The organism is Pseudoalteromonas sp. AOP7-A1-14 (assembly GCF_052376275.1).
GTDB lineage: Bacteria > Pseudomonadota > Gammaproteobacteria > Enterobacterales > Alteromonadaceae > Pseudoalteromonas.
Genome location: NZ_JBQSVO010000122.1, coordinates 1 through 11,141 on the forward strand (window position 1 = coordinate 1; position 11,141 = coordinate 11,141).

Sequence of the window (11,141 nt, forward strand, 5' to 3'; positions counted from 1 at the left end):
GTATTTATTAGTTCTTTTCTTCCTTTATTAATAATAGCCTTACATGCAACCACAGCAATATAAGTTTGCACATGAGCTTTTGTTTTTTCAGCCACCATGTCGATATTTAAGCACTTTTCCAAATTCTCCCTTGTGAGCCAAATAAAACATGAGTGACAATAGTCATTTTTTAGCACGTCAGTTAAGATAACGTGCATGATTATTGTGCGTTTGGGAAACCTAATTGACGCCACGATTCATAAACAAAAACGGCAACGGCATTGGATAAGTTCATGCTACGGCTATTTGCCTGCATTGGAATGCGCACACGCTGCTCATGAGGTAGTGACTGTATTAATTCGTCAGGTAAACCACGTGTCTCAGGGCCAAATACTAAGCAATCGCCTTGTTGATATTGTGCTTGATGATGAAACTGGCTGCCTTTGGTGGTACACGCATAAACCTTTTTAGGCTGGCATTTTGCTAAGTAAGCTTCAAACGATACATGGCGTTGTACATGGCTAAACTCATGGTAATCAAGGCCTGCGCGCTTTACGCGTTTATCATCCCATTCAAAACCTAATGGCTCAATCAAGTGCAAAGAAAACCCAGTATTAGCGCATAAGCGAATAATATTGCCCGTATTAGGGGGGATCTCTGGTTGGTATAAGACGATATCAAGCATGTTTTTCCTTATTAATAAGCCTTTTTAGCGCGCTTGAGTATACACGAAGTGGTATAATACTTAACTATCACAAACGTTAAAGCGAAAATTAATGTGAAAAACCGCAGTTATGAATTTTGGGTAAAAACAGCCAGCATAGTGACCATGGTAATGGTTAGTTTAATGATTGCAGCTAAGTGTTGGGCGTGGCTTGCTTCTGGCTCTGCGTCAATGTTGGGTTCGTTAACCGATTCATTAATGGATATAACTGCCTCCGCTATGAGCTTTTTAGTGCTTGGTTACGCGCTTCGCCCTGCTGATGACGATCACCGCTTTGGTCACGGTAAGGCCGAGGCACTAGCTGGACTTGGTCAAGCTGCATTTATAGCTGGTTCCGGGTGTTTATTGGCGTTTCATGGTGTTGAGCGCTTGTTTAATCCGGTTGTTTTAACGCACTCAATGTTGGGGATTTGGGTTAGTATATTTGCGATTGTATGTACTTTAGTGGTGGTTTTTGTGCAACAAAAAGTGATTGCACATACTGAGTCTATCGCCATAAAAGCTGACTCGGTTCATTATAAAGGTGACTTAATTTTAAATGCCGCGGTGTTGCTTGCTATTATACTAGCGCAGTCTGGAATGATGTTCGCAGATCCTATATTTGCTATTGGTGTAGCAGGTTATTTACTTTATAACAGTTGGGATATAGCGGGGCAAAGCGCCGATCATCTGATGGATAAAGAGCTTCCTGATGAAGAAAAAACTGAAATTATTTTAATCGCGAATGCTCATGATGATGTGTTTGGTGTTCATGATGTACGCACTAGGCAGGGCGGGAAAATTAAGTTTATACAACTTCATTTAGAACTTAAAGACGAGATGCCATTAATCAGAGCACATAACGTGGCAGACGAAGTGGTGGCTATGATCCAAAAAGGATTTGAAAGTGAAATGGATATTTTAATCCATCTCGATCCGCTTTCTATTTGTGATCAAGATAACCCAGTACAAAAAGCATAAAGCTGGCTAAGCACTTTGCGGCGAACGTTATCTTGCTCAAATAGTAATTCATGTTTAGCTGCGCTATAAGTTTTTAATTTAGTTTGAGTTAGCCGCTTAACTATTTTATGTTGGGCTTGGTTGTCTACAACGACATCTTGCTCGGCACTGGCAATAAAAAGCGGGATATCCACATTGAGGCTATCAACCTTACTAATAAAGGTAAAAGCCGCATTAAGCCAGCCGTAGGTTACTCCGCCAAGTTTTAAGCTAGGCGCTTGTTGATACACATCACGAAAATAAGCATACCTTGCAGCGCTACTCGTGAGTGTATTTATAGCAAAGTCGTCAGCATGATAGTCGCCTTGGCCAAACGCGTAACAGCCAGATAAACCTACTGATGAGGCCACTTTAGCTGCCAATTTAGCTAGTGGTTTGGGCGTACCTTTAGTGTAAATATCAAACATTGGTGCGGATAAAAACAAGCCATTATAGTTATGCTCAAAGCGGGCTAAATAATCATAGGCAATAGCCCCGCCCATTGAATGTCCTAATAACACTTTTTTTCCTTGCCAGTGTTTATCTACAACCTTTATATTAAACAGCGCTAAATCGGCGGCATAATCATTAAAGTCTTTTACAAAGCCTTTGTGAGGGTTTTTTAAGCCGCGATACGAACGTCCTTGCCCTTGGTGATCAACAATAAATACTGCAATGTTATTATTATACAATTCCCATAATAACTCTTTATACTTATCGAGCCCTTCAATACGCCCTGAACTGATTATAATGGCGGTGCTAGCATTACTTGGAATAGCGTAAGCGTAGTATAGCTGCCCATGTGAAGTAGCGAGGTAATGCTTAGCTAAAGTATCAGTAAAAAAATCATCAATGGTAGATATATTGTTTTTAAGGTTCGCTTCATTGCTATAAAACATTACATAGTCACTTTTTAGTTACTTGAATTTTACTGTTAATTGGCAGTGTTATACTAACGCATAAACCGCCTGTTGCTTGGTTTTTAAGTACTAGATTACCGCCATGCGCTACTACTGCATTTTTAGCAATAGCTAAGCCTAATCCTGTACCGCCACTGGTACGATCCCGTGCATGAGACTGACGAAAAAATGGCTCACATAGTTTGGTTAAATTTTCAGGCGCTACGCCTTCGCCATCATCACAAATTTCAATATAAACAGTTTCAGCTTGCGATAATGTTAAGGTAATCGTGTGCTTGGCATACTTGATTGCATTACGCAGTACGTTTTCAAGAGCGCTGGCTATTAAGCTTTCATCACAGTTTATCGTGACATTAAACTTGCCATTTACAAGCAACTGTTTATTATTTTGCTTGGCCTCAAATGTTGCATCATTCAATACGTGATCAACAATAACTTGTAAAGACTGATGATTTAAATGAAGAGCTTGGCTTTTTGCCTCTAGGCGTGAAACTTTAAGTACATCAGCGATCATTTTATCGAGCTGGTTAGCTTCTTTTTCAATCCGTAGTAGGTAACCTTGGTTAGCCTCGCTTGCTTGCATTTGTGCAAGGCCGGTTGCCATTTTTAAGCGAGTAAGTGGCGAACGTAGCTCATGAGAAATATCAGCCAATAAGCGTTTTTGTGCGCTGATCAGCTGCTCAAGCTGCTCAGCCATACTATTAAAGTCGCGTCCTAATACGCCTAGCTCATCTTGGCGTTCTGGGTTAAGTTTTGCTCTGGCGGTTAAGTCTCCTGCTGAGAGTTTAATTGCTGCTTGTTTTAAACTATTGATAGGCGCAATTAAATTACGGCTAAATATAAAGCTTAAAGTTAGCGAGGCTGCAAAAGCAATCATCACTTTTAGCCAAGTTGGTAATAATTTTAAACGGATAAAAAACGGGGGCTGGTGGTTTGCATCTATCTCGTATAAATAAAAATTTCCCTCAGGAGTGGTTATTTCAATTGGGCCAAATGCTTGGTAGTGCTCAGTAAAAATAACTTGAGCGGGCATGTTTTTGGTAAAGTTTAATAGGCTTAAATCAACATTTTCGGGAACTTCGCGACTCGTTAATATTTTATCGGGTTGCTCGGAGCTTAAATATAATAACTTACGTTTAGTTAGTCTAGGGTGGTTAAATACTTCGCTTAAAGATTTTTTGTGTTTAACGGTGCTGCGTTCGATCCCCTTTGCGGTATAAAGTAAATTTTTTTGCATTGGACCATGTAGCGGCTCATTGCTTACCGTGTTAGTAGCTAAGTTACTTAAAAAAAACAGTGCGCCCATGGTGCCAATAACGGTCAGCCAAAACCAACTAAATACTTTAAAAAATAAATAATGATGGGGTGACTTTAAGTAGCTCAAAAGGGTCAACTTAGGCTCCTTGAATAAAGACATAGCCGTTGCCCCTAATTGTTTTTATTCGTTCTAGGTCGTTAAATTCAGCTATTTTTTTACGAATATTACTGACATGCATATCAATTGAGCGGTCAAAAGACGCAAGGCGACGACCAAGTACTTGTTCACTCAAGACCTCTTTACTTACCACTTCACCAGCTTGTTGTATAAGCTTAACCAAAATTTCGTACTCAGTGCCTGTTAGGTTAAGTAGCTGATCGTTAATCAGAGCTTGTCTAGAGGCTAGGTTGATAGTGACGCTATTAACGGTAAGTATAGTGCTTTCTGAGTTATTAACGCTGGCAATATGTTCAATTCTGCGGGTAATTGCTTTTACCCGAGCAAGCAATTCACGGTGGTTAAAAGGTTTTGGAATATAATCATCAGCGCCTAGTTCTAAGCCAAAAATGCGGTCGAAATCTTCCCCTTTTGCAGTTAGCATTATAACGGGGGTTAACTTATGTTGGCGTAATTGCTTTAAAACTTCAAAGCCCTCGAGTGAAGGGAGCATTACATCAAGTAATATTAATGCGTAATCATCACTTAGCGCTTGTTGTAGGCCTTCCTTACCATCATGCTTTGACTCAATCTCAAACCCTTGTGCACTTAAGTACTCACTGAGTAATTCACATAATTCAATATCGTCGTCAATCATTAATAGTTTCATCAGCCAGCCTTAAGTGTTGTATGTCAGCTTATTTTAACCGCGAAATAGCCTAAAAGTGAACCTTTACACAACCTTTACACTCGTTTGCGTTACTTTGCACTGTAAGGGGTATAGTGAATTTACTGACTCAACCCAGTAATGGTAACTCAACGAGTAATCCAACAACCAAAGGTAATAATTATGACAATGACAACTAAACTTTCTAAACTTGTGCTAATTTGTGGCCTTGCTACAGCAACGCTAGGTGCTACTAATGTAATGGCTAAAGGTGGCATGGAACATCATCACGGTGACAGACAAGCACGCTTTTTATTATCAGAGCGTGGTGTTGAAAAATTAGCTTTAACACAAGCGCAGCAAGATCAACTTAAAGTTATCTTTGATGCCAATAAAGCGAAAAGAGAAGCTAAGCGCAGCGGCAATAAAGACGATTTTAAAGCGGCACGTAAAGCACATAAAGAAAAGATGGCAGTATTACTTAGTGCAGCTAAATTCGATGAAAACGCTGCGCAAGAGCTGCTTGATGCTCGCACCGAAAAAGGTAATAGTATTGCGATGGAAAAACTTAAAACGCAGCATCAAATCTGGCAGGTGCTCAATGAAGAGCAGCGTGAAAAGCTATCTGAAATGAAAAAGCATAAACGTAAAAAAGGCCATAATAAAAGCCGTTAATTTACCCATAAGCGCTAATTTATTTAGCGCTTTTTTTCATTAGGCAGTTAAACCATTAAACCAGTGAAAATCTAACTCCTGTATGGGCAAACTTGATTCGCGTATGTATTAACTTACATATTTATTTAAAAAACTCATCGTCATTTTTTGCAAGCATCGCTTCAATATCTTCAATCATATCTTGGCTTAAATCGTTTGCGTTGGTGACGGGGCTTGATATTTTATTGTTTTCAAACGACCACTCGCCTAAATCAATAAGCTGGCAACGCTTTGAGCAAAATGGGCGGTGCTCACTTTTATCGTTCCACTCGACTTGGTTTTTACAGGTTGGGCAATTAACAACGGTTGGCATAATATAAACTCATTAATCTTTTTGCGTATTTTATAGAATTCAGTGAATAGATCATAGGGTAGGGTAATAATACGTGCTTATATAAACACGTATTAACTTAATACTTTAAAAGCTCGTTACTCGGTTAATTTCAGCAAGGGATGTTACGCCATCTGCTGCTTTTTTAAGGCCAGATAAACGCAAGTTATTAAAGCCTGATTTAAGTGATACCTCTGCAATTTCTAAAGAATTACCACCACGCATAATAATTTGTGCAATTTCAGGGGTGACTTCCATTACTTCATAAATACCTACACGGCCCTTGTAACCTTCAGTACAACTATCACATCCTTTTGGTGTAAATAATGTTAGCTCGTCAAGTTTTGATTTATCAACCCCCTGGCGTAAAAGTTCTTCTTCAGGCAGTGTTTCGGGGGTTTTACATTTAGGGCATAAACGACGCGCAAGACGCTGTGCAATAATGAGGGTAATCGAACTTGCCACGTTGTAGGCGGGCACACCCATATTTAATAAACGGGTTAAGGTTTCAGGTGCTGAATTAGTATGCAGAGTAGACATAACTAAGTGACCTGTTTGCGCTGCTTTTATAGATATTTCAGCGGTTTCAAGGTCACGTATTTCACCTACCATCACCACATCAGGATCTTGACGTAAAAATGCTTTTAGTGCGTTGGCAAAAGTCATCTCTGCTTTAGGGTTTATTTGTACTTGGTTAACCCCTTCAAGGTTAATCTCTACCGGGTCTTCGGCGGTACTAATATTACGCTCGGGCTGATTAAGTATGTTTAAACCAGTGTACAGGGATACCGTTTTACCAGAGCCGGTAGGGCCAGTAACAAGTATCATGCCTTGTGGTTGTGCTAAAGCATTCATGTATAGTGCTTTTTGCTCAGGTTCGTAACCTAGTACATCAATGCCAAGCATGGCACTTGATGAATCAAGTATTCGCATAACTATTTTTTCACCCCACAAGGTTGGCAAGGTGCTGACACGAAAGTCGATACTTTTACGTTCGGTAATTTTTAGTTTTATACGTCCATCTTGGGGTTTACGTTTTTCTGCAATATCCAAGCGAGCCATTACTTTTAAACGTGCTGAAAGGCGTGTCGCTAAGCTATTTGGTGGGCTTGCCATTTCATGCAAAATACCATCGATACGAAACCGAACTCGGTATTTATGTTCATAAGGTTCAAAGTGTAAGTCTGACGCGCCTTTTTTAATCGCGTCCATCAAAATTTTATTGATATAGACAATAATAGGTGCATCGTCTTTGTCTTCTTCACCTGGGCTTTTAACGTCTTTTTGTTCGGTTTCTAAATCACCAAACTCTTTAAACTCATCGTCACTTAAATGTAAACTGCTGCTGGCATCTAATAATTGCTCTATTTTATTTTCGAGTTGGCGGTAATCAACTACCACCACTTCACAAGAGAGGCCGGTACTAAATTCAAAGTTCTCAAAAGCACCGTAATCGGTCGGATCAGAAGCGGCAATATAAAGTTTACGGCCTTTTTTGACTAACGGGAGAATATGGTGCTGACGGATCAGTTTTTCTTTAACTAACTCTTTAGAGATAAATTCAATATCAAAGTCTTTAATATCAAAATAAGGTACCCGAAAAAAATCTAGGCATTGTTCAGCCAGCTCTTGGCCATCAATACCACTGCAGGAGCTAATTAGCTCGGCAGTTGAACTAAAGTCTCGCTGTTTCAGCTTTACCGTTTCTGCGTCGATGCGGCCAAGTGTGATAAATTTTCGAAGTAGTGGTGAGTTAATATTCATTGCGCACCTTTAAATATTCATTCATAACTGCAACTTATCAGAAAAAAGTAGGGTATAACATTAGTCTTGGCGATTTAGGTTAATTTGCCAGCTAAAACACTAAATTTTTATTCTTATAGTAACTTTGCTTTAAAGTAAGTTAAATATTAGCTGAGTGTCGCTAACTTTTAACCGCTAGCTTTAAATAATGCTGGTGGTACTTTAAAACCTCAGCACTCACATCTTTAAGTGGTTGGTTATTATTAATTACGTCAATTGCACGGGCTTTTTTATCACTGCGAGACATTTGCGCATCAATAATTGCTTGTGCTTGCACTTTCGAAATATTGTCACGTTTTATGGTTCTAGTTAATTGCACTGCTACTGGCACATCAATCAATAATGTACGTTGGCAATATTTATCAAGGCCGTTTTCAAATAATAATGGCGCAACTAAAATAACGTATGGGCTGGTAGCGCTGTTTAAATCAGTTTGTATTTTTTTGCGAATAAGCGGGTGCAATAAGTTATTTAACCAGGTTTTTTGCACTTGCTCTGCAAATATAAGCGCACGCAGTTTACTGCGGTTTAGGGTTTGATCTTGATTTAAAATATCACTGCCAAAGTGCTCGATTATTGCATTTAAGCCATCACTTTTTGGTGCTACAACTTCACGGGCAATAATATCGGCATCCACAATGGTTATACCTTGTGCTTCAAATATAGCACTTACGGCACTTTTACCACAGCCAATGCCGCCTGTTAACCCAAGCGTCCATTTGTTTATACTTATGTTTTTAGTCGCACCATTAACGGTAGTATTAGCCATACTTAATAACCAAGCCAATTAAAATAGTAGGTTTTTAGTTGTGTCCCCCAAAGCATAGCAATCCAGCCTGCAATTGCTAAGTAAGGGCCAAAGGGAATGGGTGTGGTTTTATCTTTGCCTTGAATCGAAAGTAGTGCAATACCAATAATGGCACCGACAACGCTTGAGAGTAAAATAATCATAAGCAAAAATTGCCAACCAAGTAATGCACCAAAAACAGCCAGTAACTTAAAGTCGCCATAGCCCATGCCTTCCTTACCGGTCAGTAATTTAAATAACCAGTAAACACTCCAAAGGCTTAAATAGCCGCAAGCGGCGCCGATAATCGCATCACTTGGTGGTATGGTAATACCTAAAACTGCGGCAATGAGCGCAAGCCAAATCAGTGGTAAAGTGAGCTGATCGGGCAATAGCATATGATCAATATCAATAAAGGTAAGTGTGACTAAAAACCAGGTAATAACAATATAAAGCAGTGCTTGTTCGGTTGCGCCAAAAGTATAAGCAACGGTTAAACTTAAAATAGCAGTAAGTACTTCAATAATTGGATAACGCACTGTAATAGGATGCTTACAGCTCGCACAACGCCCTTTGAGTAACAGCCAGCTTAGTACCGGGATGTTCTGCCATGCTTTTATGGTGGTTTTACAGTTTGGGCAGGTTGAGCTAGGCGTAACTAAATTAAAGGGCTTAGTTGGTGTTGTTTGGTTATTTTGTTCATTACTTAGCTCATCGGCAAGTAAAGTACGGCACTCGGTTTGCCATTCACGCTGCATCATCAGCGGTATGCGGTAAATAACTACATTTAAAAAACTACCAATGCAAAGGCTAACAAGGCCTACAGTGAGTAAATAAAACCACAACTGGCTTTGCATTACAGTGGTTATATCGGATAAAAAATCGAGCATTACTTTCCTTAAAGTTATTCAAAAAATAAGTGAATTAGTTATTTAAAACTTTTTACCGGCGAGTTCACCGAGGTGCTACGCGCTACACTGAGGAGTCATAAAAGTTGAACAATCACTTTTGGCTTCTCTGTGGAGATCTGTGTTCTCGGTGGTGATATAATCATTGTATTGTTGCTCCGAGCCTGCAAACCCTTTTTACCACCGAGTTCACTGAGGCGCTACGCGCTACACTGAGAAGATTAACATAAAAGTAAACTATCACTATTTTTTAATAATTAAATCACTGAGCCTAGTTGGAATATCGGTAAATACATGGCAATAATTAGGCCGCCAACTAATACACCAAGCACAACCATTATAAGAGGTTCAAGTAAGCTGGAAAGGCCATCAACGGCGTCGTCAACTTCTTGCTCATAAATAGTAGCCACTTTAGCTAGCATACTATCTAGGGAGCCTGACTCTTCACCAATCGCCACCATTTGAATAACCATATCGGGGAATATCTTTGAATTACGCATTGCCCAGTTCATTTGGTTACCCGAGCTTACCTCAGCTTTTATATCTAAAATAGCGTAACGATACACAGCATTACCAGAGGCACCAGCAGCAGAATCCAGCGCATCAACCAGTGGTACACCTGCCGCAAAGGTGGTAGAAAGCGTGCGTGCATAGCGGGCAACAGCGGCTTTATTCAAAATCATGCCAATAATAGGCAGTTTTAAAATAGCTTTGTCGTTGGCATCACGCAGTTTTTTATTTTTTAATAGCGCTTCTTTGTATGCCCAAATAAACACAACAATAGCGATGAATATTATCCACCAGTATTCTTGCATAAATTCAGAAATACCAATCACCATTAAAGTAAAAGCGGGGAGCTCTGCACCAAAGCCGGCAAATATATCTTGAAATTGCGGTACTACAAAAATAAGTAATATGGACGTCACAACTAATGCAATTACTAATACAGCGATGGGGTAAAACATGGCCTTTTTAATTTTTGACTTTAGCGCTTCAGATTTTTCTTTATAAATAGCGATGCGGTCAAAAATTTTATCAAGTGCGCCAGATTGTTCACCCGATGCCACTAAATCGCAATATAAATCATCAAAGTAGCGAGGGTGTTTACGTAGCGCGTTTGAAAGGGGGGCTCCTGCTTTTACTTCATCACCAATGGTTTCCATTAGTTTAGTGACACTTTTATTATCAGAGCCTGAGCCAATCATATCAATGGCTTGAATGAGCGGCACGCCTGCCATTAGCATAGTGGCTATTTGCCGTGTCACTAAAGCAATATCTTTAGCGGTAATTTTTTGTTTACTTTGAATACCAAAAAGGGGTTTTGCTTTACGTTTTACTTTAGAGGGGGTGATATTTTGTTTACGTAGCTGGGCTTTAACAAGGGCAATGCTTGCAGCCGTCATTTCGCCTTCAAGCTTTTTCCCGCGCGCACTAACGCCAATCCACTGAAAGGTATCATTGCTTGACTGTTCATTTTTCTTTGCCATATTAGACCTAATTCAGTATCAACTGTTTGATGGTTCCCAGGTGCCTGTATCCCAAGAGTTATTTTTTGGATATAGGTGCTTGGCTTCAATTGTTAGAGCATTCGCTTGCTTACCCATTGAAAGTGCTTTCATAGCTCTTATTGTTTCAAAGTAAATATAATCACTTGGGTAAGCTTTTAAAAAAACTTCTGACCAAGTTAAAAAGTTAATAACTTCATTATAGTTTTTTTGTTGAAGTGCGACTTCTAGTTTAATGGTGTTTATTTGAATTTCTTTAAACTTATACTCTACAAATGGGTTTAAAGTCTGAGATAGCAATATATGGTTATTCGGCTCTTTATAAATGTATTGTCTCAGTAACATTGAAGACTGTAGAGCTGTAAGTGAAAAAATGATTAATATTATGAAAAAAACTAAGTTTAACACTTC

General features: G+C 39.3%; 12 protein-coding genes. 2 read left to right on the forward strand and 10 right to left on the reverse strand.

Annotation, left to right across the window (positions count from 1 at the left end):
- Positions 1 to 199: 199 nt before the first annotated feature.
- Positions 200 to 664, reverse strand: a complete 465-nt coding sequence (gene trmL / locus ACT3RM_RS15155) for a tRNA (uridine(34)/cytosine(34)/5-carboxymethylaminomethyluridine(34)-2'-O)-methyltransferase TrmL (RefSeq protein ID WP_441833817.1) — start codon at positions 662 to 664, stop codon at positions 200 to 202.
- A gap of 93 nt (positions 665 to 757) precedes the next feature.
- On the opposite strand from trmL, the gene ACT3RM_RS15160 reads away from it, so the two are divergent.
- Positions 758 to 1,663 (forward strand): cation diffusion facilitator family transporter, encoded by a 906-nt coding sequence (locus ACT3RM_RS15160; protein ID WP_441833818.1) that lies wholly within the window; start codon positions 758 to 760, stop codon positions 1,661 to 1,663.
- On the opposite strand, the gene ACT3RM_RS15165 is transcribed toward ACT3RM_RS15160, so the two are convergent.
- Genes ACT3RM_RS15165 through ACT3RM_RS15175 form a run of 3 tightly spaced genes read right to left on the reverse strand, consistent with a single transcriptional unit; the run spans position 1,636 to position 4,685 of the window.
- Positions 1,636 to 2,580, reverse strand: coding sequence for an alpha/beta fold hydrolase (locus tag ACT3RM_RS15165; RefSeq protein WP_441833819.1), 945 nt, complete (start codon positions 2,578 to 2,580; stop codon positions 1,636 to 1,638). The two genes, ACT3RM_RS15160 and ACT3RM_RS15165, sit on opposite strands and share 28 nt — an antisense overlap.
- Before the next feature lie 7 nt (positions 2,581 to 2,587).
- Positions 2,588 to 4,018: an ATP-binding protein gene (locus tag ACT3RM_RS15170; protein WP_441833820.1), complete on the reverse strand. Its 1,431-nt coding sequence runs from the start codon at positions 4,016 to 4,018 to the stop codon at positions 2,588 to 2,590.
- Positions 3,996 to 4,685: a response regulator gene (locus ACT3RM_RS15175; RefSeq protein WP_441833821.1), complete on the reverse strand. Its 690-nt coding sequence runs from the start codon at positions 4,683 to 4,685 to the stop codon at positions 3,996 to 3,998. Before ACT3RM_RS15175 ends, ACT3RM_RS15170 begins: the two co-directional genes overlap by 23 nt.
- Before the next feature lie 180 nt (positions 4,686 to 4,865).
- Here ACT3RM_RS15175 and ACT3RM_RS15180 point away from each other — a divergent pair, with 180 nt between their 5' ends.
- The gene (locus ACT3RM_RS15180; RefSeq protein WP_441833822.1) at positions 4,866 to 5,357 is read left to right on the forward strand and encodes a Spy/CpxP family protein refolding chaperone; all 492 of its coding nucleotides are present in this window, start codon (positions 4,866 to 4,868) and stop codon (positions 5,355 to 5,357) included.
- A gap of 121 nt (positions 5,358 to 5,478) precedes the next feature.
- Here the strand turns inward: ACT3RM_RS15180 and yacG are convergent, their stop codons facing one another.
- From yacG to ACT3RM_RS15210, 6 genes are all read right to left on the reverse strand, one after another.
- A complete protein-coding gene (yacG, locus tag ACT3RM_RS15185; protein WP_441833823.1) occupies positions 5,479 to 5,709 on the reverse strand; it encodes a DNA gyrase inhibitor YacG in 231 nt (76 codons plus the stop codon).
- A 105-nt stretch (positions 5,710 to 5,814) separates the two neighbouring features.
- A complete protein-coding gene (gene pilB / locus ACT3RM_RS15190) occupies positions 5,815 to 7,491 on the reverse strand; it encodes a type IV-A pilus assembly ATPase PilB (protein WP_441995228.1) in 1,677 nt (558 codons plus the stop codon).
- Between the two features lie 160 nt (positions 7,492 to 7,651).
- Positions 7,652 to 8,299, reverse strand: a complete 648-nt coding sequence (gene coaE / locus ACT3RM_RS15195; protein ID WP_441833825.1) for a dephospho-CoA kinase — start codon at positions 8,297 to 8,299, stop codon at positions 7,652 to 7,654.
- A gap of 2 nt (positions 8,300 to 8,301) precedes the next feature.
- Entirely contained in the window at positions 8,302 to 9,207 is a 906-nt protein-coding gene (locus tag ACT3RM_RS15200) for a prepilin peptidase (protein ID WP_441833826.1), read from the reverse strand.
- A gap of 275 nt (positions 9,208 to 9,482) precedes the next feature.
- On the reverse strand, positions 9,483 to 10,712 hold the full coding sequence (locus ACT3RM_RS15205) for a type II secretion system F family protein (RefSeq protein ID WP_441833827.1): 1,230 nt from the start codon (positions 10,710 to 10,712) through the stop codon (positions 9,483 to 9,485).
- 18 nt (positions 10,713 to 10,730) lie between these two features.
- Positions 10,731 to 11,141, reverse strand: a 411-nt coding sequence (locus ACT3RM_RS15210) for a hypothetical protein (RefSeq protein ID WP_444511408.1), incomplete at its 5' end; no start/stop codon positions are given.

What these genes read in the sequence shown, in the direction of transcription:
- trmL (WP_441833817.1), bottom strand. Translation starts at nt 664, where the DNA reads ATGCTTGATATCGTCTTATACCAACCAGAGATCCCCCCTAATACGGGC.
- ACT3RM_RS15205 (WP_441833827.1), bottom strand. Translation starts at nt 10,712, where the DNA reads ATGGCAAAGAAAAATGAACAGTCAAGCAATGATACCTTTCAGTGGATT.
- ACT3RM_RS15200 (WP_441833826.1), bottom strand. Translation starts at nt 9,207, where the DNA reads ATGCTCGATTTTTTATCCGATATAACCACTGTAATGCAAAGCCAGTTG.
- ACT3RM_RS15180 (WP_441833822.1), top strand. Translation starts at nt 4,866, where the DNA reads ATGACAATGACAACTAAACTTTCTAAACTTGTGCTAATTTGTGGCCTT.
- coaE (WP_441833825.1), bottom strand. Translation starts at nt 8,299, where the DNA reads ATGGCTAATACTACCGTTAATGGTGCGACTAAAAACATAAGTATAAAC.
- ACT3RM_RS15170 (WP_441833820.1), bottom strand. Translation starts at nt 4,018, where the DNA reads ATGTCTTTATTCAAGGAGCCTAAGTTGACCCTTTTGAGCTACTTAAAG.
- ACT3RM_RS15165 (WP_441833819.1), bottom strand. Translation starts at nt 2,580, where the DNA reads ATGTTTTATAGCAATGAAGCGAACCTTAAAAACAATATATCTACCATT.
- pilB (WP_441995228.1), bottom strand. Translation starts at nt 7,491, where the DNA reads ATGAATATTAACTCACCACTACTTCGAAAATTTATCACACTTGGCCGC.
- yacG (WP_441833823.1), bottom strand. Translation starts at nt 5,709, where the DNA reads ATGCCAACCGTTGTTAATTGCCCAACCTGTAAAAACCAAGTCGAGTGG.
- ACT3RM_RS15175 (WP_441833821.1), bottom strand. Translation starts at nt 4,685, where the DNA reads ATGAAACTATTAATGATTGACGACGATATTGAATTATGTGAATTACTC.